This is a genomic window from Streptosporangium sp. NPDC049644, assembly GCF_040675205.1.
Lineage (GTDB): Bacteria > Actinomycetota > Actinomycetes > Streptosporangiales > Streptosporangiaceae > Streptosporangium > Streptosporangium fukuiense.
In genome coordinates this window covers 133,909-154,532 of record NZ_JBFAOJ010000007.1, presented here as the reverse complement: position 1 = coordinate 154,532, position 20,624 = coordinate 133,909, and the positions used below count along the sequence as shown (strand labels likewise).

Genomic DNA, 20,624 nt, shown 5'->3' with positions numbered 1-20,624 from the left:
GAACCGCACCGGCGCCACCGGCTCGGCTTCCGACGGTACGGTCACCAGAGGAGAACTCTGACGGGGGGAACCGCCGTGAAGGACATCGACATCCTCGCCCACATCAACGAGCTCATCGCCGAGGAGCGCGAGCTCCGGAAGAGACTGACCTCGCACTCGATCTCCTCGCATGAGGAGAACAACCGGATCCAGCAGCTGGAGGAGGCTCTCGACCAGGCATGGGACCTGCTCAGGCAGCGCCGGGCACGCCGCGAGTTCGGCGAGGACCCCGACTCCGCCGCGCCCCGCCCGATCGACGAGGTCGAGGACTACCGTCAGTGACCGCCCGCTCCCAAGGCCCCTGCCGGAGTCGGGGACGGGGACGGGGAGACGGGAGCGGGTTCCGCGGCCGGGCGGCCCTCGCAGCGTGAATCGGCCGGGGTCCGCCGCGAGACCGGGGCGAGCCAGGAGATCACACTCTGTTCGACGTACCAGCCGTGCAGGTTCGCCCATGTCCTGGGCACCTCGCCGGGGTCGGGACAGAGCACCTTCGACCGCAGCCGCTCGTTGGAGATGAAGCTCACCGCACCGTCGCGGTGCAGGACCGTGGTCATCAGGTCGTCACTGGCGACCATGTAGCCCACGAGCACCTCGGAGGAGTCCTCCTCGGTGATCTCCAGCGCGATCAGCGGGAGGATCGGCGCCCTCATCACCACCGCGCCGACCAGGAACGGGGTGAACACCGCCATCGCGATCGCGATGCCGTGGGTCAGCACCCTGGCCGACGCCGCGGGCACCGGGCCGGTCAGCAGCGGCACGCACACCGGGGGGAGCGTCAGCAGGATCGCGGTCGCCACGTCCCGCTCGGCGAACGCGGTGACGACGGCAGGCCACAGCAGCACGTACGACAGCACCGCGGCGATCAGCGGCAGCGCGTAGCAGAACGTGGTCCGCAACTCCTCGTGGGCCGGGTACCGCTCGCGCACGGTCAGGCCCGCCAGCGCGAGCGACAGCATCATCAGCGTGGGCAGGAAGCGCAGTTGCCAGGTGCCCACGCCCACCACGACGGCCAGGCCCGCGACCCAGCCGGGCAGCCGCCGGGCCGCGCGCACCAGCCATGAGGAACGGCCCGTGCTGATCCAGTAGAGGGTGCCGAGGAGCCGGCCACCGACGACGACGACGGGCAGCACCCACACCGTGGTCAGCAGGATCGCGCTCAGCATGCCCAGCGGGCTGATGGTCTGCACGAGCAGGAGCAGCGTCTGGGTGTCCTGCCTGCTGGCGTACCACAGCCGCATCACCAGCAGGACGATCGGGAACACCGGCAGCAGTGTGAGGAACCACTCCTGGTTCCTCGGCGCGTCCCTGACCCGCCTGTCGGTCTTCAAGGCGCGGAGGGACAATCCTGGAGGGGGAGGGTCCGCTCCCACGGCCAGCGGCGCACCGGCGGGGGAAGCGCGCACGGCTGCTCCGCCTGGGCCACGTTCACTCCCGGGTTGGTCCTCAGCAGCGGCTCGATGTGGGTCTTGTACGCCTCCTCCCAGCGCTGGTTCTGCGGATCGGCGTAGGAACGGTAGAGCGCGAGGTCGACCAGGGTGCGCAGCGCGGCGTTGGGCCCCGCGTTGACAGCCCACATCTCCGTCTTCTCCAGCGCGATGTCGTGGTGGCGCAGGTTCCTGTCCTGCGTGACGAACCCGGCCAGGAGTGCCGCGTCGGTGGTCACCGCGTCGATGTCGCCCCTCCGGAGACGCTCCACGCATTTGCTGATCAGGCCCTCGGCGATGGGGTTGCCCTTTATCGCCTTGCTCAACTCGACCAGGGAGGTCGAGGTCCCGAGCGAGCAGACCTTCTTGCCCTCAAGCTGCCCCAGGGAGGCGACGTGTTCGTCCTCGTAGTCGGATCTGGTCACCACCGACTGCTCGGTGAAGAGGTAGGGCGTGGAGAAGCCGACGGAGGGGTCCGCCCTGCGGTCGGGCGTCACGCTGAAGGTCGCCACCACGAGGTCGACCCTGACGAATTCCCCGTTCTCGTTCCGGGCCTGCATGCGCGCCCTGTCCTCGGTCTCGATGGACATGAACTCGACCTGGTCGCGCCGGAAGCCCAGATCCGCCGCGATCATGTAGGCGATGTCGATGTCGAAGCCCTCGAAGCCGCTCCCGTCCTTCGACCTCAGGGCGATGCCCGGGGTGTCGTCCTTCACGCCGATCCGGAGCCTGTCCTTGCTGAGAAGCCCCGCCTTCTCCCGTAGCTCGGCCTCGGTGGGCGGCCCGTTCACCCAGGCGATGGACACCCCGACCACGACCGCGGCGACGACCAGCGCGATCCAGGCCGTCAGCCGGAACCGGCGGAACCCACGCCTGGCCGGCGTCCCCGGCGGATCGATCCGCGCGCCGGGGTAGGCGTCCTCGAAGGGCCGCGCATCCTCGGGCCGCGGGTCACGTCCGTACCTGTCGTCGTCCCATCGGTCATGCTCGTACCGCTCGTCGAACCGGCGCTCATGACCGTACCGCTCCGGCCGGCCGTCGAGGCGCCGCTCACGGTCATGTCGATCGTCGGACCACCGGTCACGCCCGTCACCGGGCGATCCGCCGGTCTCGCCGCCGGATCGCCCCTCGCGCTCGTCGTCGGCCGGCCTGCCGGCCTCGCGGCCGGGTCGCCGGTCGGAGCGACCGTGATTCCCGGAAGGGCCCGGCGCCCCCTCCGCTCGCGCCCCCCCGTCCGCAGGTTCCTCCGTCATGACACCCCCGGACTCCCTTTTTGCTGGGTAGGTTATGTCGCCATCGCCCGCAGCGGGAGGTTCTTCATCAAGAAGAGATCAAATACGACCTTCTTGATATGGAATAGTGCGGCTCACACGGCAAGAAGGCGGTGAATTTCCTCTCCGTGTAATTCCTCCACCGCTCCCGAATGGGCGACGTGCCCGGCGTCGAGGATGAGAAAACGGTCGGCGAGACGGAGCGCCAGGTCCAGATACTGTTCGACCAGCAGGAGCGACAGGCCGGAGGCGTGCAGCCGCTCGATCGCCTCCTCGATCTCGATGATGATCGAGGGCTGGATGCCCTCGGTGGGCTCGTCCAGGATGAGCAGCCTGGGTCGGGTGACGAGCGCGCGGGCGATCGCGAGCTGCTGCTGCTGTCCGCCGGACAGGAATCCGGCACGCCGCTTGAGCAGCGGCTTCAGGCGGGGGAAGGTCTCCAGCGCCTCCTCCAGCGCCTGCTGCGGGCCGCCGGAGGCCTCCAGCGTGACCTGAAGGTTGCCGAGCACGCTGAGCTGAGGGAAGGTCTCGTGCCCCTGGGGGACGTACGCCATGCCGAGCCGTACCCGCTCGTGCGGCGGCAGGCGCGTCACGTCCCGGCCCTCGAAGGTGACCGAACCCGCGGTGGCGGGCAGCACGCCCATCACGGTGTTGAGCAGGGTGGTCTTGCCCACCCCGTTGCGGCCCATCACGCACACCAGCTGCCCTGGCTCCACCCGCAGGGAGACCCCGAACAGCACCCGGGCCCTGCCGTACCCGGCGTCAAGATCCTGTACTGACAGCATCGCCGCGCTTCCTTCCGAGATAGACCTCCTGCACGCGCGGGTCGTCGCGGACCTGGTCCACCGAGCCCTCGATCAGCACCTTGCCCTCGTGCAGGACGGTGACCTGCGAGGCGTACCTGCGCAGGAACTCCATGTCATGTTCGATCACGATCACCGTGTGGTCGTCGGCCACGGACGTCAGCAGCTCACCGGTCCGTTCCCGCTCGTCCTTCGACATCCCGGCCACCGGCTCGTCCAGCAGGAGCAGCTTGGGGCCCTGGGTGAGCAGCATGCCGATCTCCAGCCACTGCCGCTGCCCATGGGAGAGCACCCCCGCGGGCCGGTCGGCCAGCTCCCGCAGCCCCGTGGTCTCCAGTGCGTCGGCGACGGCCTCGGAGATCCCGCGCCTGCGCCGGGCCAGCGACCAGAGCGGACGCCGGAAGGAGGCCGCCAGGTCGAGGTTCTCTGAGACCGTGAGCTCCTCGAAGACCACCGAGGTCTGGAAGGTGCGCCCGACACCGAGCCTGACGATGCTGTGCTCGCGCAGGCCGGCCAGGCTGCGGCCGGCGAAGACGATCTCGCCGGCGGTGGGCCGGGTGAGGCCGGTGATGACGTCGATGAGCGTGGTCTTCCCCGCCCCGTTGGGGCCGATCAGGAAGCGCAGTTCCCCCTCCTCGACGGTCAGGTCGATGCCGTCGATGGCGCGGAAGCCGTCGAAGACCACCGACAGCCCGCGTACCTCGATCATCGGGCTCATCCGACTTCCTCCATGACTCTCCTGCTGGGGGCGTCGTCCGTGTGCGGGGATTCCGGAGCCGTGGGCCGCTTCGACCGCCGGGCCAGGGCGTCGCGGGCCGACGCCGCCAGGCCGAGGATCCCCTTGGGGGCCAGGGTCATGACGAGGATGAACAGCGCACCTTGCAGGTAGAGCCAGCCGTCGGCGAACTGTTCGCTGAAGGATGTCTTGGCGTACCCCATGACGACCGCGCCGAGGATGGCCCCGGCGAGGGCGAACCTGCCGCCCACCGCGACGGCGACGACCAGTTCGAGCGAGGGGACCACCCCCAGCAGCGCGGGCGAGATGATGCCGACCACCGGCACGAACAGGGCACCCGCCAGCCCGGCCATGCCCGCTGAGATCGCGAAGACGACGGTCTTCACCCTGGCCGGGTCGTAGCCGAGGAACCTGACGCGGTCCTCGCCGTCCCTGATCGCGACGAGCAGCCGCCCGAAGCGGCTGCCCACCAGCTGGCGGGCACCGAGGTAGAGCAGCCCGGTGACGACCGCGACCACGAAGTACAGTCCGCGCTGGGTGGAGTCGGCCGCCAGGTCCTGGCCGAACAGGTCGTAGAAGTTGGTCAGGCCGTTGGTACCGCCGGTCAGGCCCTGCTGGCCGACGAGCAGGATGACGAACGCGGCGGCGAGCGCCTGGGTGAGGATCGCGAAGTAGGCGCCGCGCACCCGCTGCCTGAACACCAGCAGGCCGAGCACCGTGGCGATCAGCATCGGCCCGACGACGACCATGGCGAGCGCGAGCACCGGGTTCGCGAACGGTTTCCACAGGGCGGGCAGCTGCTCGACCCCACTCCACACCATGAAGTCGGGCAGGTCTCCCTGGGCGTCCACCAGTTTCAGGTGCATCGCCATGGCGTAGCCGCCGAGGCCGAAGAACACGCCCTGACCGAGGACGAGCATGCCGCCCTGCCCCCAGGCCAGGCCGATGCCCAGGGCGATGATCGCGAAGCAGAGGTACTTGGCCAGCAGGCCGAGGCGGAAGGGTTCCAGCACCAGCGGTGCGACGACCAGGGCGAGCACGGCCACCACCGCGAAGACCCCGGGCCCTCTGAGACGTGCGAGGTTCATGTGAGCGCCCTCGATCGGAGTACGAACAGGCCCTGCGGGCGGAACTGGAGGAAGGCGATGATCGCGGCGAACACGATGACCTTCGCCAGGCTGGCGTCGCTCCAGAACTCGGCGTAGGAGTTGAGCAGGCCGAGGCCCGCGGCGGCGATGACGGCGCCGCGCAGCTGGCCGAGCCCTCCGGCGACGACCACCAGGAAGGCGTCGACGATGTAGTAGGTGCCCAGCGCCGGGCCTACGGGGCCGATGAGGGTGAGCGCCACCCCGGCGACCCCGGCCAGCCCTGAGCCGATGAAGAAGGTCCGCTGGTCCACCCGGGCGGTGTTGATGCCGCTGACCGCGGCCAGCTGCCGGTTCTGCATCACGGCCTGCATCCGGCGGCCGGCGCCGGTGCGGTTCATGTAGGCCCAGATGCCGATGACCGTGGCGACGGCCAGGCCGAAGATGAACAGCCGGTTGTACGGCAGGGACGCGATGCCGCCCTGCAGCCAGGTGGGTGCCTGGACCTGCACGTTGGGCGCCCCGAACAGGTCGCGGGCGAGTTGCTGGAGCACGAGGCTGACGCCCCAGGTGAGCAGCAGGGTGTCGAGCGGGCGGCCGTAGAAGTGCCGGATCGCGGCCCGTTCCAGGATGAGCCCCATCAGCCCGGCGACCAGGAAGGCGACGGGCAGGGCCACGATCACCGCCATCCGGCCGGTGAGGTCCTGGAGCAGGTAGGCGGTGTACGCCCCGGCCATGATGAACTCGCCGTGGGCCATGTTGATCACGCCCATCTGGCCGAACGTGAACGTCAGCCCGAGGGCGATGAGGAGCAGCACGGCGCCGATGGACAGGCCGATCGGGAGCTGGTTGAGAAAGGCCTCCACCGAAGGTCCCCTTCCTACGAGTGTGTGGCTCCGGAGCCGGGCCGCGCCGCGTCGTGGGCGCGCCACGGTACTTTCCGTGATCTGGTCACGGCCCGGTCCGGAGCCGGTCTTGGGGGGTCAGCCGGTGGCCAGGCCACTCGCCCAGGGGTAGCCCTTGAGGTAGGGGTCGGGCTTGATCGGCTCACCGGAGTTCCAGACCTCCTTGATGAGACCGTCGGGCTGGATCACCCCGATCCTGGCCGTCTTGTACATGTGCTGGTTCTCACCGTCGATGGTGACGAGGCCCTCGGGACGGTCCAGCGCGATGCCGCCCGCCGCCTTCCTGACCGCCTCGACCTCGACGCTGCCGGCCTTCTTGACCGCCTCGGCCCAGAGGTAGACGGCGTTGTATCCGGCCTCCATCGGGTCGGAGGTCACCTTGTCCGCGCCGTACTTGGCCTTGAACGCGGCGACGAACTTCTCGTTGGCCGCGTTGTCGGTGGTCTGGTAGTAGTTCCAGGCGACGGGGTGGCCGGCGATGTTGTCGACGCCGATGCCCTTGACCTCCTCCTCGGCGACGCTCACCGACAGCACGGGCATCTTCTCCGCGGTGACCCCGGCGCTGTTGAGCTGCTTGAAGAAGGCGACGTTGCTGTCACCGTTGAGGGTGTTGAAGACGGCGTCCGGCTTGGCCTGGAGGACCTTGTTGGTCAGCGTGCTGTACTCGGTGTGGCCGAGCGGGGTGTACTCCTCGCCGAGGATCTCCATGTCGTTCGCCGCCGCGTACGCCTTGATGATCTTGTTGGCGGTCCGGGGGAAGACGTAGTCGCTGCCGACCAGGAAGATCTTCTTCTTGCCCTGTTCCTTGAGATAGTCGAGGCCCGGGATGATCTGCTGGTTGGTGGTGGCGCCGGTGTAGAAGATGTACGGCGAGCTCTCCAGGCCCTCGTACTGCACCGGGTACCACAGCAGGGCCTTGCTCCGCTCGAAGACCGGCAGCATCGCCTTGCGGCTGGCGGAGGTCCACCCGCCGAAGGTGGTGGCGACCTTGTCCTGGCGGATGAGCTTGGTGGCCTTCTCCGCGAAGGTGGGCCAGTCGGACGCGCCGTCCTCCACCACCGGGACCAGCTTCTTGCCGAGCACTCCCCCGGCGGCGTTGATCTCCTCGATGGCGAGCAGTTCGGCGTCCCTGACGGTCACCTCGCTGATGGCCATGGTGCCGCTCAGCGAGTGCAGGACGCCGACCTTGATGTCTCCCTCACCGCCGCTCGCGGCGGCCGCGTCCTTGTTCGCAGGGGCTTCACCGCCGCAGGCGGTCAGCGTCGCGACCAGTGCCGCGACGGCCACCGCGGAGCACCATGCTGTCTTCCTCAATGACTTTCCTCCTTGCCGGTACGGCCCCCGCACCGATCTATCTGCCGCCAAGGTGACTGAGTGAGGTTTCCCGCCTAGTTCGCGGTTGTTAATTGCGTCTTACCGGGATATCACCGCCGTGACAGGACGCGGCGCCGCGAATAACCCCCAAATATTTGTCCCGATAAATCAACAAATTTCGTGATATTAACTTCAGAACGCCTCGGCGGGCCCGCAAGGAAGGAGCGCCGATGGACGGTTCCTCCTCTTTCGCGCAGCTCACGTCCTCTGGAAACAGGCATGACATCGACGCGCAACGTCACCGAAACCGCCGGTTCCTATGGTCCGGGCATGCGGCTCACACCACACGAGCAGGAACGCCTGCTCATCCACGTCGCCGCCGGTCTCGCCCGCGACCGCAGGTCACGTGGCCTCCGGCTCAACCACCCCGAGGCCACCGCGATCATCGCGTCCTTCCTCATGGAGGGGGCCAGGGACGGGCGGACCGTCGCCGAGCTGATGGAGGCGGGGCGCAAGGTGCTCTCCCGCGACGACGTCATGGAGGGGGTGCCCGAGATGCTGTCGTCCGTGCAGATCGAGGCCACCTTCCCCGACGGCACCAAGCTCGTCACCGTCCACCAGCCGATCCCGTGACCCCAAGGAGCGGTGAGCGCCGATGACACCCGGCGAGATCCTGTACGGCGACACGCCCATCCCGCTCAACCCGGGCCGTGAGCGCGTCACCGTCCGCGTCGTCAACACCGCGGACCGGCCGATCCAGGTCGGCTCGCACTACCACTTCTCCGCGTGCAACCCCGGCCTGGAGTTCGACCGCCAGGCGGCCTGGGGCACCCGGCTCGACGTCCCCGCGGGTACGGCGGTGCGGTTCGAACCCGGTGTGGAGCGCGACGTGACCCTCGTGCCGATCGGCGGGCTGCGGATCGTCCCCGGTCTCCGTCCCGAATGGGCCGGACCTCTCGATGGGAGTCCCGGTGTTCGTTGAACGATCCCGCTACGCCGCGCTCTACGGCCCCACCGTCGGGGATCGGATCAGGCTGGCGGACACCGACCTGCTCATCGAGGTCACCGAGGACCTGTCGACGGGCCCCGCCGGAGCGGGCGACGAGGCGGTCTTCGGCGGCGGCAAGGTCATCAGGGAGTCGATGGGCCAGGCCAGGACCACCAGGGCCGAGGGTGCGCCCGACCTGGTGATCACCGGTGCGGTGATCCTCGACCACTGGGGCGTGGTCAAGGCGGACATCGGCGTCAGGGACGGCCGCATCGTGGCGATCGGCAAGGCGGGAAACCCCGAGACCATGGACGGAGTCCATCCGGACCTGGTGATCGGCCCCTCGACCGAGATCCTGGCGGGCAACGGGAAGATCCTGACCGCCGGGGCGATCGACTCCCACGTCCACCTGATCTGCCCGCAGATCCTCGACGAGGCCCTCGCCGCCGGGGTGACGACCATCGTGGGCGGCGGCACCGGACCCGCCGAGGGCACCAAGGCCACCACCGTCACCGGCACCTGGTACCTCGCCCGGATGCTGGAGTCTCTCGACTCCTACCCGATCAACGTCGCGCTGCTCGGCAAGGGCAACACGGTCAGCCGCGAGGGGCTGCTGGAACAACTCCGCGCCGGGGCCTCGGGGTTCAAGCTGCACGAGGACTGGGGCACCACCCCGGCCGCCATCGACGCCTGCCTGTCGGTGGCCGATGCCACCGGCACCCAGGTCACGATCCACACCGACACCCTCAACGAGGCCGGGTTCGTGGAGTCGACGCTGGCGGCGATCGGCGACCGGATGATCCACGCCTACCACACCGAGGGGGCCGGCGGCGGGCACGCACCCGACATCATCCGGGTCGCCTCCTACGGCAACATCCTGCCGTCCTCGACCAACCCGACCCGCCCGCACACCGTCAACACGCTCGACGAGCACCTCGACATGCTGATGGTCTGCCACCACCTCAACCCGTCCATCCCCGAGGACCTGGCGTTCGCCGAGTCCCGGATCCGGCCGTCCACGATGGCGGCCGAGGACATCCTGCACGACATGGGCGCGATCTCGATGATCGGCTCGGACTCGCAGGCGATGGGCCGGGTGGGCGAGACGATCATCCGGACCTGGCAGACCGCGCACGTGATGAAGCGCCGCCGGGGGGCTCTGCCGGGTGACGGCCCCGCCGACAACCACCGGGCCCGGCGCTACATCGCCAAGTACACGATCTGCCCGGCCGTGGCCCACGGCCTGGACGGCGAGGTCGGCTCGGTGGAGACCGGCAAGCTGGCCGACCTGGTCCTGTGGGACCCGGCCTTCTTCGGTATCAAACCGAACCTGGTGGTCAAGGGCGGTGTCATCGCCTACGCCCAGATGGGCGACGCGAACGCCTCCATCCCGACCCCGCAGCCGGTCATGCCGCGCCCGATGTTCGGCGCCGCCCCGGTCACCGCCGCGGCCACGTCCGTCCACTTCGTCGCCCCGCAGGCGATCGAGGACGGCCTCGCCGACCGGCTGGCCGTCCGCAGGCGCCTGCTGCCGGTGGCCGACGTCCGCCGCAGGGGCAAGGAGAGCATGCCGCTGAACGACGCCATGCCCAGGATCGACGTCGACCCCGACACCTTCGCGGTCAGCGTCGACGGCGACCTGGTCGAACCCGCCCCTGCCGAGACCCTGCCCATGACCCAGCGCTACTTCCTGTTCTGACCCCCGCCCGGCCGAAGGGAGCCCCAGTTGAACGCCGCGCTGCTGCTACTGGCCGACTCCCGGCTGCCCGCAGGGGGGCACGGCCACTCCGGTGGCGCCGAGGAGGCGGTCAGGATCGGCGCGATCCGCGACCTCGCCGGCCTCGCCGCCTTCCTGCGGGGCCGGCTGGCCACCGCGGGCCTGGTGACGGCCGCCCTCGCCGCCGCGGCCTGCGATCTCGGCGCGTCTCCCGCCGCGGCGACCGGCCGCTCGGAGTGGACGCGGCTGGACGCGGAGGCGGACGCCAGGATCTCCGCGCCCGCCCAGCGGGAGGCGAGCCGCACCCAGGGCAGGCTGCTGCTGCGGACCTCGCGGAGGATCTGGCCCTCCCCGGTGCTCGACACGCTGGCCGGGGCCCTGCCCCAGGGCGCCCACCACCCCCTCGCGCTCGGCGCGGTGGCGGCCGTGGCGGGATGCTCCCCCGCCGAGGCCGCCCTCGCGGCGGCCTACACCTCCGTCACCGGACCCGCCACGGCGGCGGTACGGCTGCTCGGCCTCGACCCCGTCGCCGTCCACCGACTGCTCGCCGATCTCGCCCCGGCCGTGGAAAGGGCCGCGGCCACCGTTCCCACCGGCTGGGAGGCCCGCGGGGAGGCCGGTTGGGAGGCCCGCTGGGAGTCCTGCTGGGAGGCACTGCCCGCGCACGCCTCCCCCGCGCTCGACCTGCTCGCCGAACACCATATTCGTGCAGATATGCGGCTTTTCGTCTCCTGACGACCACCTGGAAGGACGGTGACCCACATGGGCGCCAACCACGACGACCACCACCACGCGGCCGACCCTGCCGGCCGGGCGTTACGCCTGGGCATCGGAGGCCCCGTCGGCAGCGGCAAGACCGCGCTGACCGCGGCGCTGTGCCGGACGCTCGGCCCGTTCATGCACCTGGGCGTGGTCACCAACGACATCTACACCACCGAGGACGCCGACTTCCTGCGCAGGGCGGGCGTGCTCGACCCGGAGCGGATCGTCGCCGTGCAGACCGGGTGCTGCCCGCACACCGCCATCCGGGACGACATCGCGGCCAACCTCGACGCGGTGGAGACCCTGGAGGAGCGGTTCGGCCCGCTCGACCTGGTGATCGTGGAGAGCGGCGGGGACAACCTCACCGCCACCTTCAGCAGGGGCCTGGCCGATCGGCAGATCTTCGTGCTGGACGTGTCCGGCGGCGACAAGGTCCCGCGCAAGGGCGGCCCCGGCGTGACGACGGCCGACCTGCTCGTGATCAACAAGACCGATCTGGCCCCGATGGTCGGCGCGGACCTCACGGTCATGTCACGCGACGCTGCGGCCGTCCGGGACGGCAAACCCGTGCTTTTCACCTCGATCAGGGAGGATCCACGAGCGTACGCGGTCTCCGAATGGGTCACCGGCCTCGTCGAGTCCTGGACCCACGAGCACTCCCACGCCTGACCCATGTCCCTTAGCAACCCGGTCCCCGCGCCCGTCCTGCCCGCTCCGGCGCCGGCGGAGTCCGTGCCACGGCCGGAGCGGGCAGGTCGGCGGGCGATGAGGGCGCGGGCGGCGATCGCCACCCGGCGGGACGCGGCCGGCCGGACCGTCCTCGCCACGATGCGTTCCGGCCCACCGCTCACTCTGCGGGCGACCGCGCCCGGCCGGGTGCACCTGGTGTCCACCGCGGCGGGTCCGCTGGGCGGTGACGACCTGGCCCTCGACATCGAGGTGGCGCCGGGAACCGAACTGGAGGTGCGGTCGGTCGCGAGCACCCTGGTGCTGCCCGGCCCCGCCGGGGCCGAGTCCCTGATGACGATCACGGCCCGGGTCGGCGCGGGCGCCTCGCTCAGCTTCGTGCCGGAACCGACGGTGCTCGCGGCGGGCTGTCTGCACCGCATGGTCGTCCGGCTCGACCTGGCCGAGGACGCGCGGGTGCGCTGGCGCGAGGAGATCGTCTTCGGCCGGTACGGCGAGCGCCCCGGACGCTGCCACTCGCGCTTCGACGCCGTTCTCGGAGGGGGCCCGCTGCTCCGGCAGGAGTTCGTGGTGGGCGACGCGGAGATCGACGACAGTCCCGCCGTCTACGGCGACGCCCGTTGCGTGGGCAGCGTCCTGGTCACCGGCCGGGCACCGGAGACGGTGGTCGGCCAGGGCTGGGCCGTCCTGCCCCTGGCCGGGCCGGCCACCCTGGTCTCCGCGCTCGGCCGGGACGCCGTCGAGCTGCGGCGACGACTCGGGCACGGGGAGGAAGCCGTCACCGGCCGCCGCTGAGAAGCACGGCCACGGTTGCCGGAGCCCGGCCGCGCGCCCCCGCCCGGACCCGTCAGTCGTAGAAACCCAGGCGGCGGAGCTGCTTGGGGTCGCGCTGCCAGTCCTTGGCGACGCTGATGCGCAGGTCGAGGTAGACGCGGGTGCCGAGGAGCGCCTCGATCTGCCGGCGGGCGCGGCTGCCGACGTCCTTCAGCCGGGAGCCCCTGTGCCCGATCACGATGGCCTTCTGGGACGGACGCTCGACGAACATGTGAGCGTAGATGTCGAGAAGGTCGTCACGCCCCTGTCTGGGCAGCATCTCGTCGACGACCACCGCGATCGAGTGCGGCAACTCGTCACGCACCCCCTCCAGGGCCGCCTCCCGGATCAGCTCGCCGACCAGCACCTGCTCGGGCTCGTCGGTGAGCTGTCCTCCCTCGTACAGCGGCGGGCTCTGCGGCAGGCGCTGGACCAGCACGTCGGCCAGCACGTCGAGCTGCTCACCCGACTGCGCGGAGACCGGCACGATGTCATCGAACTCGGCGAGCTGGGAGACCGCGAGCAACTGCGCGGCGATCTGCTCGCGGGCCGCCAGGTCGCACTTGGTCACCACGGCGACCACCGGGGTCTTCTTGACGCCCGCGAGCTTCTCGGCGATGAACCGGTCACCCTTGCCGATGGGCTCGTTGGCGGGCACGCAGAAGCCGATCACGTCGACCTCGGTGAGGGTGGAGAGCACCAGGCTGTCCAGCCGCTCACCCAGAAGCGTGCGGGGCCGGTGCAGGCCCGGCGTGTCGACGATGACGAGCTGGGAGTCGGGGCGGTGCACGATGCCACGGATGGCCCGGCGGGTCGTCTGGGGCTTGGAGGAGGTGATCGCCACCTTCATGCCGACCAACGCGTTCATCAGCGTGGACTTGCCGACGTTGGGCCGACCGACGAAGCAGGCGAAACCGGCATGGAAATCAGCAGCTGAGGAACTCACGTCAACCATTGTCGCCGATACCGGACTCAGCTCTGACGCGGTGTCCCGTCAGGACCGGCCACCAGCAGGGTCTCGGCACCCAGGTCGCGGACCGCCCGCCGGTCGTCGTCGGAGGGCCCCGCACCCGCGGTGACCAGCGCGGCCGCCTCCAGCGACTCCGCTCCACCGGACACCGCCATCGCCACGGCGACCTGGATCGCCGACAGGGTCAGCGACGGCAGCGCCACATTGGTCGCCGAGTAGGTCCGGCCCGTCTCGTCCCGTACGGCCGCGCCCTCGGCGGCTCCGTTGCGTGCACGGGTGGACCGGGCCAGCACGATGATCTTCTTGTCCTCGGGATCGAGGGTCGCGTCGCTCACAGCACAAGGGTATTCAGCTTCCGGTGCCAAGGACGACACCGGTGCGGCCCCGGCACCAAAACGACACCGGCGCGGCCCCGCTCAGGCTGCGACCTCGTCGACCAGCAGGCGGGCGAGCTCCCGGGTGCGCTCGACGTCGACGTCCCTGACACCGGCGTGCACCAGTGAGATCAGGGTGTGGCCGCTGAGGGCGAACACCAGGTGCATCTCGTACGGATATCCGTTCAGCCTGCCGTTCAGCCGCCTGGCCTGCACCTCGTCGCCGACCCCTGTCAGGTTCAGGGGGGATACCCGAAGAGCGGTGCCGCGGCCCGCCACCTGGGCACGTGCGACCGGACAGCCGCTCAGTGCCTCCGTGAGCTCGTTGAAGTGAAGTTCGGCGTCGTCACCGCGGTAGGAGGCCAGACCGAACCCGGCCAGCTCCCCGACCCCGTCACCCTGGTAGGTCACGGCCGCCCACGCCCCCAGTGCCCGCTGCGGCGGCCTGCCTCCCGCGGTGTCGAGAACGAGCCGGCAGTCCTCGTTCACCGGCTGGAACGGGGCGCGCCAGCCGTCGCGCGGGCGGGCCGAGAACCCGTCGGGCAGCGCTCGCGCCTCGTCGAGCACTCCCCGCAGCCGGTTCAGCTCCGCGGCGCCGTCCATCGCGTCACCGGGCCCCGCTCCGCCACCACATCCGGCTGCGCCGCCCGCGACAAATCCACATAACACCGCAAAAACGACAATATTCATCCCCCGCGTCATGAGCATCCCCCCGATGTCATGTGCGAGGCGTCTCGTCCCCGCCGACTCGCTTTCTTCCCCGTCGGCAAAAGCGGCAATCATTAAGAAACGCCTAAGGGTGCCCTCAACCGTATTTCACGGTCGAGAACACCCCTAAGCGAGTGACGCAGGACAGCCACGAAGCCCGCGTGAACTCTTCTCCCCCGTGGGCCGACCCTCGCGCCACGAACCCCTCCGGACGCGGAGATCTCCCACCGGCTCCCGCGCGACCAGGTGCCGTACGAGAAGCATCGCCTGTACCGCTTGCAGAGCACTTGCGGACGACTTGGGGCGAATCCACCGCCCCGGCCCGTCACTGGTCGGGGAAGGCCGGAACCGAGTCGGGCTCCGCGGGGGCGATCCTGGTGACGAGGACCGTGCCGATCCGGTTGCGACGCCCGGCGAGGCTCTCGGCCGTCAGGCTGAGACCCTCCACCACCGCCTGGGAACCGGCGATCGGCACCCGGCCCAGCGCGTGCGCCAGCAGCCCTCCGACGGTCTCGACGTCGTCGACCTCCAGCTCGATGCCGAACAGGTCTTCCAGATCGTCCACCGGGAGCCTGGCGGTCACCCGCACCGCGCCGCCCTCAAGCGGCTCCACCCTGGGGACCTCCTGGTCGTACTCGTCGGTGATCTCACCGACGATCTCCTCCAGGATGTCCTCGATGGTGACCAGACCGGCCGTGCCACCGTACTCGTCGATGACGATGGCCTGGTGGATCTGGCGGGCCTGCATCTCACGCAGCAACTGGTCGATCGGCTTGCTCTCCGGCACGTAGGTGGCCGGGCGCATGATGGACTCCACCGGCTCGGCGCGCCCGTCGTCACCGGTGTCCTGCACCCGGCGCGCGATGTCCTTGAGGTAGGCGATGCCGATGACGTCGTCCTCGTTCTCGCCGACCACCGGAATCCTGGAGAAACCGCTGCGCAGCGCGAGGGACATGGCCTGACTCAGCGTCTTGCCGCGCTCGATGAACACCATGTCGGTGCGGGGCACCATGACCTCGCGGACCAGGGTGTCGCCGAGCTCGAAGACCGAATGGATCATCTCCCGCTCGTCGGGCTCGATGACCCGGCGCTCCTCGGCCAGATCGACCAGGTCCCGCAGCTCGGCCTCGGAGGTGAAGGGGCCCTCTCGAAAGCCCTTGCCCGGCGTCACCGCGTTGCCGAGCAGGATGAGCAGCTTGGGCAGGGGGCCGAAGATCCGGGTCAGGCCGTACACCACGGGGGCGCTGGCGAGCGCGATGGGCTCGGCGTGCTGGCGGCCCAGCGTGCGCGGGGAGACTCCGACGATCACGTAGCTGACGACGATCATGACCGCCGCCGCCGCGGCGTAGGCCCAGCCCTGGTCACCGAGCCAGTCGATGAAGAGCAGCGTACCGATCACCGTGGCGATCAGCTCGCAGCTCAGCCGGAGCAGGAGCAGGAGGTTCAGGTAGCGCGGCGGGTCGGCGACGATGGCCTGCAGACGCACCGCGCCCCGGCGGCCGTCACGGACGAACTCCTCCGCGCGAACCCTTGAGATGCGGGTCAGAGCCGTCTCCGCGCTGGCGATCAACCCGCCGACCACGACGAGGACGACGGCGGAGAACAACCACCCGTTGGCGAGGTTCACCGCTGGGGGCGCACCTCCTGCCACGACTCCAGAAGCTCGCCCTGAAGGCCGAACATCTCCTTGTGCTCCTCGGGCTCCGCGTGGTCGTAGCCGAGCAGGTGGAGGATGCCGTGCGTGCACAGCAACTCCAGCTCGGCCTCGGTGCCGTGCCCGGCCTCGGCCCCCTGCTTGGCGGCCACCTGCGGGCAGAGCACCACGTCACCGAGGAGCGCCGGGTCGGTGGGTGAGTCACCCTCCTGCCGCGCCCCCGCGCCCGGCCCCGGCCGCAGCTCGTCCATCGGGAAGGCGAGCACGTCCGTGGGACCCGGCTCCCCCATCCACCGTTCGTGCAGAACCGACATGGTCTCCTCGTCGACGACCAGGATCGACAGCTCGGCGAGCGGGTTGATGCCCATCCGCTCCAGCACATGCCCGGCCAGCGAGACGATGAGCCCCTCGTCGATCTCGACACCGGACTCGTTGTTGACCTCGACGCTCACAGCTCCCCCCCAGTCTCCCACGTGCCGCGCGACCCGGCCCGCGCCCCGCGCCGGAGTCGTCCCGCGCTCATGTCCTCTCCCGGGGACGCTGCTTGATCATGCCCTTGATCTGCTGCGGCGCGCTCTGGCGCTGCGTCTCGTCATAGCGCCCGTACGCGTCCACGATGTCGCCCACCAGCTTGTGGCGCACCACGTCGGCGCTGGTCAGACGGCTGAAATGGATGTCAGAGATGCCTTCGAGGATGTCCTGGACGACCCGCAGACCGCTCTGCGTGCCGTTCGGCAGGTCGACCTGGGTGACGTCGCCGGTGACGACGATCTTCGAGTTGAACCCCAGCCGCGTCAGGAACATCTTCATCTGCTCCGGCGAGGTGTTCTGCGCCTCGTCCAGGATGATGTAGGCGTCGTTGAGGGTGCGGCCCCGCATGTAGGCGAGAGGGGCCACCTCGATCGTGCCCGCGGCCATCAGCCGGGGGATCGACTCGGGATCGAGCATGTCGTGCAGCGCGTCGTAGAGCGGGCGCAGGTAAGGATCGATCTTCTCGTAGAGCGTGCCCGGCAGGAAGCCCAGCCGCTCGCCCGCCTCGACCGCGGGGCGGGTGAGGATGATCCGGTTGACCTTCTTCTCCTGGAGGGCCTTCACGGCCTTCGCCATCGCGAGGTAGGTCTTGCCCGTGCCGGCCGGGCCGATGCCGAAGACGACGGTGAACTTGTCGATCGCGTCGACGTACCGCTTCTGGTTCACGGTCTTCGGGCGGATGGTCCGGCCCCGTGAGGAGATGATGTCCAGCGAGAGCACCTCGGCGGGACGGTCGGAGGTCATCCGCAACATGGCGATGCTGCGCTCGACCGCGTCGACCGTGAGCTGCGCGCCTCCGCGGACGAGTTCGGACATCTCCTCGAAGAGTCGCACCACGGTGCTGCTCTCCTCCGGGCTGCCGGTGACGGTGATCTCGTTGCCCCGGACGTGGATGTCGGCGCGGAAGGCACCTTCGATGACGCGCAACAGCTCATCGCGCGAGCCCAGCAGGCTGACCATCGACTGATCGTCCGGAATCACCACCTTCGCCTGAGTCCGGCTGGAACCCCTGGATCTCGGCGACGTTCTGCTGGAATCGTTTGTCTCGGACATGAGCTGGCCTTACGGCCTGTTCGCCTCCAGATATAGGCGTGGAACTTCAACGCCATCGTATCCGTGATCGCCAGGATCGCGCTTGCCGGTTTTCAGCCGGGCGGCCACTTCAGGCCCCGCCCCCCGATCACGTGTCCGTGCACGTGGAAGACGGTCTGACCGGCCTCGGGTCCGGTGTTGAACACCAGCCGGTAACCCGATTCCGCGACTCCCTCCTGGCTGGCGACCGCGTGCGCGGTCTTGAGCACCTCGTCGGCCAGCCCCTGGTCGGCGGCCGCCAGCGCCGCGGCGTCCCGATGATGCTCCCTGGGGACCACCAGCACATGGGTCGGCGCCTGGGGGTTGACGTCACGGAAGGCCAGCGTGCGATCGGTCTCATAGACGATCTCCGCGGGGATCTCCCCGGCCACGATCTTGCAGAACAGGCAGTCGGCTTCGCTCACCATGCAGGCACCTTACCGCCGAGGACGTTGCGAATCGGTGATGGTTCCCGCCGGCAAACAAAGATCCGCCCGGATATGGTGGTTGTGCAAAACTTCAACCAAGACAGCCTTTGCGCACAGCACCATATGGCCGCCTGGCGAGGACACGACTGGGTCATGCCCCTTAATGAACCGGAAGAGCGTAAACCCTCTGGGAAGGCCGAGCGTCCCACTGATGTGACCACCGAGACCCTCGTGGCAGACAGATCGCTCGGGGCGGCGCCCGTCGGATGGGATGCCGACATGGCCGTTACCGCGCTCTACAGCGCGCACTATCGGTCTCTTGTCCGTCTCGCCGTACTGCTCGTTCGCGACATGGCGACCGCGGAGGAGGTCGTGCAGGACGCGTTCGTCGCCATCCACGGCGCCTGGCGCCGCCTGCGCGACACCGACAAGGCACTGGCCTACCTGCGGCAGTCGGTCGTGAACCGATCACGTTCGGTGCTTCGGCACCGGGCGGTCGTCGAGAAGTACGCGCCCAAGGGCATGCCCGACGCGCCGAGCGCCGAGAACGGGGCGATCGGCGAGTTCGAGCGGTCCGCCGTCATCGAGGCGCTCCGCGGGCTGCCCGCGCGCCAGCGGGAGGCCCTGGTCCTGCGCTACTACGGAGACCTGTCCGAGGCGCAGATCGCCCACGCGATGGGCATCAGCAAAGGCGCGGTCAAGAGCCACACCGCTCGCGGCATGGCCGCCCTACGAACCTCACTGGAGCAACTGTCATGACCGACTCCCCGGATGAGTACGGCGAGCTGCTCCGCCGTGCGCTCAGCGCGGAGGCGAACTCGGTCGTTCCCTCCCCAGACGGGCTGGAGATAATTCGTGCCCGCATCGAGCGACGCGGGTTCCGCTGGCTGACGTGGTGGCGGACCGGGGCCTCCGTCGCCGGTGCGCTCCTGGTCGCGGCGACCATCGTCATGGTGGTCCCCCAGTTCCGCGAACAGGTGATCCCCCAGGTGAGCACCGGTACGGTCAACTTCACCGAGTCCACTCCCCCTCCGGACGGATCAGCCACCTCAAGGCCCCCGGCTCCGCCCCAGCCGTCGTCCGGCCCCGCCCAGCTCCCCGCCGTCGGCAGGTCGGAGGCGGGCAGCCCCACGCTCCCGCCGACGCCCACGCCGTCCAGGAGCACCACGCCCAGCACGAGGCCGACCTCCAGGGCGACCCCGGCACCGTCGACTCACAGGCCGACACCGACGCCCACCTGCCCCACCCCCCTCGACGACCCGCCGGTCGACCCCAGCGGGATCTCCAAGCAGTGCGAGGAGGCCGAGGCGACCCCCACGCCGACGAAGACGAGACCGTCGGCTCCCTCGGAGAGCCCGTGCTCGGCCGACGAGTGCGGGCCGTCGGATGACGCGTCGCCCCCGATGCCGACGGAGGCGAGCATCCCCGCGCCGACCCCGGTCAGCAGCTAGACCCTCCTGTCCGGCCGATCCCGGCGTGCCGAGGACCGGCCGGACGGCCCCTCCCGAAGCGGAGGAGGGAGCCGTGACGTGCCGGTGCCCGGCCCGGCAGGCGGAGGGCACAGGGCTCAGGGCCGCCGGCCGGGGATCACCAGCGGCCGCTGCGTGTCTGGAGCACCGCCGCCGCGACGACCCCGGCCGTCGAGGTGCGCAGCACCGTCGGCCCGAGCAGCGCCGGTACCGCCTTGGCCTCGCGGAAGGCGGCGATCTCCTCCTGCGACACCCCGCCCTCCGGGCCGACCACCACGACGATGTCGCCGCCCGCCGGGAGCGGCAGACCGGACAGCGGGGAGGCGGCCTCCTCGTGCAGCACGACGCCGAGCGCCGCCGCCGACAGCAGGGCGGCGACCCCGGCGGTGGACGCGAGCCCGGTCACCTCGGGCAGGCGGAAGCGACGTGACTGCTTGCCCGCCTCACGCGCCGTGGAGCGCCAGCGGGCCAGCGCCTTGGCCGCCCGCTCGCCCTTCCACTGGGTGACGCACCTGGCCGCGGCCCAGGGAACGATCACGTCCACCCCCGCCTCGGTCATCATCTCCACGGCCAGCTCGCCCCGGTCGCCCTTGGGCAGCCCTTGGACCACGACCAGACGCGGAGACGGCACGGGCACCTCGTGACGGCGCAGTACCTGGACCCGGAGCGAATCCCTGCCCGCCTCGATCACCACGCACTCGGCGACGGAGCCCGCCCCGTCCGTCAGGTCGAGCCGCTCCCCGGCCCGCAGCCGCCGTACGGCCGCCGCGTGGCGCCCTTCGGGGCCACCGAAGACGAACTCCGGCCTGGCCAGGTCGACGGGTTCGGCCAGGAAGACCGGAACGGTCATGAGCCGTCGGAGCGGGCCGCCCCGG

The 20,624-nt window shown here is 70.1% G+C and carries 24 protein-coding genes; 9 read left to right on the top strand and 15 right to left on the bottom strand.

All coding sequences use genetic code 11. The features are described 5' to 3' along the window. Positions 1 to 75: 75 nt before the first annotated feature. Complete coding sequence (locus AB0J58_RS06270) at positions 76 to 321, top strand: DUF2630 family protein (RefSeq protein WP_343978524.1); 246 nt, start codon at positions 76 to 78, stop codon at positions 319 to 321. Here the strand turns inward: AB0J58_RS06270 and AB0J58_RS06265 are convergent. From AB0J58_RS06265 to urtA, 7 genes are all read right to left on the bottom strand, one after another. Continuing rightward, positions 315 to 1,367 carry a hypothetical protein gene (locus tag AB0J58_RS06265; protein ID WP_364210983.1) on the bottom strand — a complete coding sequence of 351 codons (1,053 nt, stop codon included), beginning with the start codon at positions 1,365 to 1,367 and terminating at the stop codon, positions 315 to 317. The two genes, AB0J58_RS06270 and AB0J58_RS06265, sit on opposite strands and share 7 nt — an antisense overlap. Next, positions 1,364 to 2,716 (bottom strand): transporter substrate-binding domain-containing protein, encoded by a 1,353-nt coding sequence (locus tag AB0J58_RS06260; RefSeq protein ID WP_364210980.1) that lies wholly within the window; start codon positions 2,714 to 2,716, stop codon positions 1,364 to 1,366. The genes AB0J58_RS06265 and AB0J58_RS06260 overlap by 4 nt, the downstream gene beginning before the upstream one ends. Positions 2,717 to 2,829: 113 nt before the next feature. Further along, positions 2,830 to 3,519 carry an urea ABC transporter ATP-binding subunit UrtE gene (gene urtE / locus AB0J58_RS06255; RefSeq protein ID WP_364210977.1) on the bottom strand — a complete coding sequence of 230 codons (690 nt, stop codon included), beginning with the start codon at positions 3,517 to 3,519 and terminating at the stop codon, positions 2,830 to 2,832. After that, the gene (gene urtD / locus AB0J58_RS06250; RefSeq protein ID WP_364211059.1) at positions 3,497 to 4,246 is read right to left on the bottom strand and encodes an urea ABC transporter ATP-binding protein UrtD; all 750 of its coding nucleotides are present in this window, start codon (positions 4,244 to 4,246) and stop codon (positions 3,497 to 3,499) included. The genes urtE and urtD overlap by 23 nt, the downstream gene beginning before the upstream one ends. A 5-nt stretch (positions 4,247 to 4,251) precedes the next feature. Continuing rightward, complete coding sequence (gene urtC, locus AB0J58_RS06245; RefSeq protein WP_364210974.1) at positions 4,252 to 5,361, bottom strand: urea ABC transporter permease subunit UrtC; 1,110 nt, start codon at positions 5,359 to 5,361, stop codon at positions 4,252 to 4,254. Next, positions 5,358 to 6,224, bottom strand: coding sequence for an urea ABC transporter permease subunit UrtB (urtB, locus tag AB0J58_RS06240; protein WP_030903954.1), 867 nt, complete (start codon positions 6,222 to 6,224; stop codon positions 5,358 to 5,360). Before urtB ends, urtC begins: the two co-directional genes overlap by 4 nt. Before the next feature lie 117 nt (positions 6,225 to 6,341). Further along, on the bottom strand, positions 6,342 to 7,577 hold the full coding sequence (urtA, locus tag AB0J58_RS06235; protein WP_364210970.1) for an urea ABC transporter substrate-binding protein: 1,236 nt from the start codon (positions 7,575 to 7,577) through the stop codon (positions 6,342 to 6,344). Between the two features lie 330 nt (positions 7,578 to 7,907). Here urtA and AB0J58_RS06230 point away from each other — a divergent pair, with 330 nt between their 5' ends. The 6 genes from AB0J58_RS06230 to AB0J58_RS06205 are packed head-to-tail and all read left to right on the top strand — an operon-like array spanning position 7,908 to position 12,526. Further along, a complete protein-coding gene (locus AB0J58_RS06230) occupies positions 7,908 to 8,210 on the top strand; it encodes an urease subunit gamma (protein ID WP_343978549.1) in 303 nt (100 codons plus the stop codon). Positions 8,211 to 8,232: 22 nt separating this feature from the next. Beyond that, on the top strand, positions 8,233 to 8,559 hold the full coding sequence (locus AB0J58_RS06225) for an urease subunit beta (RefSeq protein WP_364210967.1): 327 nt from the start codon (positions 8,233 to 8,235) through the stop codon (positions 8,557 to 8,559). Then, a complete protein-coding gene (locus AB0J58_RS06220; protein ID WP_364210964.1) occupies positions 8,549 to 10,264 on the top strand; it encodes an urease subunit alpha in 1,716 nt (571 codons plus the stop codon). The genes AB0J58_RS06225 and AB0J58_RS06220 overlap by 11 nt, the downstream gene beginning before the upstream one ends. A 27-nt stretch (positions 10,265 to 10,291) precedes the next feature. Continuing rightward, positions 10,292 to 11,017: an urease accessory UreF family protein gene (locus AB0J58_RS06215; protein ID WP_364210961.1), complete on the top strand. Its 726-nt coding sequence runs from the start codon at positions 10,292 to 10,294 to the stop codon at positions 11,015 to 11,017. A gap of 27 nt (positions 11,018 to 11,044) precedes the next feature. Then, the gene (gene ureG / locus AB0J58_RS06210; protein WP_364210958.1) at positions 11,045 to 11,713 is read left to right on the top strand and encodes an urease accessory protein UreG; all 669 of its coding nucleotides are present in this window, start codon (positions 11,045 to 11,047) and stop codon (positions 11,711 to 11,713) included. A gap of 3 nt (positions 11,714 to 11,716) precedes the next feature. Beyond that, positions 11,717 to 12,526 (top strand): urease accessory protein UreD, encoded by an 810-nt coding sequence (locus AB0J58_RS06205; RefSeq protein ID WP_364210955.1) that lies wholly within the window; start codon positions 11,717 to 11,719, stop codon positions 12,524 to 12,526. A gap of 52 nt (positions 12,527 to 12,578) precedes the next feature. On the opposite strand, the gene era is transcribed toward AB0J58_RS06205, so the two are convergent. From era to AB0J58_RS06170, 7 genes are all read right to left on the bottom strand, one after another. Then, positions 12,579 to 13,499, bottom strand: coding sequence for a GTPase Era (gene era, locus AB0J58_RS06200; protein WP_364210952.1), 921 nt, complete (start codon positions 13,497 to 13,499; stop codon positions 12,579 to 12,581). A gap of 17 nt (positions 13,500 to 13,516) precedes the next feature. Further along, positions 13,517 to 13,849: a cytidine deaminase gene (locus AB0J58_RS06195; protein ID WP_343979824.1), complete on the bottom strand. Its 333-nt coding sequence runs from the start codon at positions 13,847 to 13,849 to the stop codon at positions 13,517 to 13,519. 81 nt (positions 13,850 to 13,930) lie between these two features. Then, complete coding sequence (locus AB0J58_RS06190; protein WP_364210949.1) at positions 13,931 to 14,491, bottom strand: hypothetical protein; 561 nt, start codon at positions 14,489 to 14,491, stop codon at positions 13,931 to 13,933. 430 nt (positions 14,492 to 14,921) lie between these two features. Further along, entirely contained in the window at positions 14,922 to 16,223 is a 1,302-nt protein-coding gene (locus AB0J58_RS06185; RefSeq protein WP_364210946.1) for a hemolysin family protein, read from the bottom strand. Continuing rightward, a complete protein-coding gene (gene ybeY / locus AB0J58_RS06180; protein WP_343979833.1) occupies positions 16,220 to 16,702 on the bottom strand; it encodes an rRNA maturation RNase YbeY in 483 nt (160 codons plus the stop codon). The genes AB0J58_RS06185 and ybeY overlap by 4 nt, the downstream gene beginning before the upstream one ends. A gap of 67 nt (positions 16,703 to 16,769) precedes the next feature. Further along, the gene (locus AB0J58_RS06175; protein WP_364210943.1) at positions 16,770 to 17,834 is read right to left on the bottom strand and encodes a PhoH family protein; all 1,065 of its coding nucleotides are present in this window, start codon (positions 17,832 to 17,834) and stop codon (positions 16,770 to 16,772) included. Between the two features lie 92 nt (positions 17,835 to 17,926). Continuing rightward, entirely contained in the window at positions 17,927 to 18,277 is a 351-nt protein-coding gene (locus AB0J58_RS06170) for a histidine triad nucleotide-binding protein (protein ID WP_364149410.1), read from the bottom strand. Positions 18,278 to 18,559: 282 nt separating this feature from the next. On the opposite strand from AB0J58_RS06170, the gene AB0J58_RS06165 reads away from it, so the two are divergent. After that, complete coding sequence (locus tag AB0J58_RS06165; protein ID WP_043655278.1) at positions 18,560 to 19,039, top strand: SigE family RNA polymerase sigma factor; 480 nt, start codon at positions 18,560 to 18,562, stop codon at positions 19,037 to 19,039. Then, positions 19,036 to 19,731 carry a hypothetical protein gene (locus tag AB0J58_RS06160; protein ID WP_364210940.1) on the top strand — a complete coding sequence of 232 codons (696 nt, stop codon included), beginning with the start codon at positions 19,036 to 19,038 and terminating at the stop codon, positions 19,729 to 19,731. Before AB0J58_RS06165 ends, AB0J58_RS06160 begins: the two co-directional genes overlap by 4 nt. Before the next feature lie 136 nt (positions 19,732 to 19,867). On the opposite strand, the gene AB0J58_RS06155 is transcribed toward AB0J58_RS06160, so the two are convergent. Beyond that, complete coding sequence (locus AB0J58_RS06155) at positions 19,868 to 20,599, bottom strand: 16S rRNA (uracil(1498)-N(3))-methyltransferase (RefSeq protein WP_364210937.1); 732 nt, start codon at positions 20,597 to 20,599, stop codon at positions 19,868 to 19,870. Between the last annotated feature and the right edge of the window lie 25 nt (positions 20,600 to 20,624).

Bases quoted from the DNA above. Each gene is read 5' to 3' on its own strand.
- AB0J58_RS06260 (WP_364210980.1), bottom strand. From the start codon at position 2,716: ATGACGGAGGAACCTGCGGACGGGGGGGCGCGAGCGGAGGGGGCGCCG.
- urtE (WP_364210977.1), bottom strand. From the start codon at position 3,519: ATGCTGTCAGTACAGGATCTTGACGCCGGGTACGGCAGGGCCCGGGTG.
- urtD (WP_364211059.1), bottom strand. From the start codon at position 4,246: ATGATCGAGGTACGCGGGCTGTCGGTGGTCTTCGACGGCTTCCGCGCC.
- urtC (WP_364210974.1), bottom strand. From the start codon at position 5,361: ATGAACCTCGCACGTCTCAGAGGGCCCGGGGTCTTCGCGGTGGTGGCC.
- AB0J58_RS06230 (WP_343978549.1), top strand. From the start codon at position 7,908: ATGCGGCTCACACCACACGAGCAGGAACGCCTGCTCATCCACGTCGCC.
- AB0J58_RS06225 (WP_364210967.1), top strand. From the start codon at position 8,233: ATGACACCCGGCGAGATCCTGTACGGCGACACGCCCATCCCGCTCAAC.
- ureG (WP_364210958.1), top strand. From the start codon at position 11,045: ATGGGCGCCAACCACGACGACCACCACCACGCGGCCGACCCTGCCGGC.
- AB0J58_RS06205 (WP_364210955.1), top strand. From the start codon at position 11,717: ATGTCCCTTAGCAACCCGGTCCCCGCGCCCGTCCTGCCCGCTCCGGCG.
- era (WP_364210952.1), bottom strand. From the start codon at position 13,499: ATGGTTGACGTGAGTTCCTCAGCTGCTGATTTCCATGCCGGTTTCGCC.
- AB0J58_RS06190 (WP_364210949.1), bottom strand. From the start codon at position 14,491: ATGGACGGCGCCGCGGAGCTGAACCGGCTGCGGGGAGTGCTCGACGAG.
- AB0J58_RS06175 (WP_364210943.1), bottom strand. From the start codon at position 17,834: ATGTCCGAGACAAACGATTCCAGCAGAACGTCGCCGAGATCCAGGGGT.
- AB0J58_RS06165 (WP_043655278.1), top strand. From the start codon at position 18,560: ATGGCCGTTACCGCGCTCTACAGCGCGCACTATCGGTCTCTTGTCCGT.
- AB0J58_RS06160 (WP_364210940.1), top strand. From the start codon at position 19,036: ATGACCGACTCCCCGGATGAGTACGGCGAGCTGCTCCGCCGTGCGCTC.
- AB0J58_RS06155 (WP_364210937.1), bottom strand. From the start codon at position 20,599: ATGACCGTTCCGGTCTTCCTGGCCGAACCCGTCGACCTGGCCAGGCCG.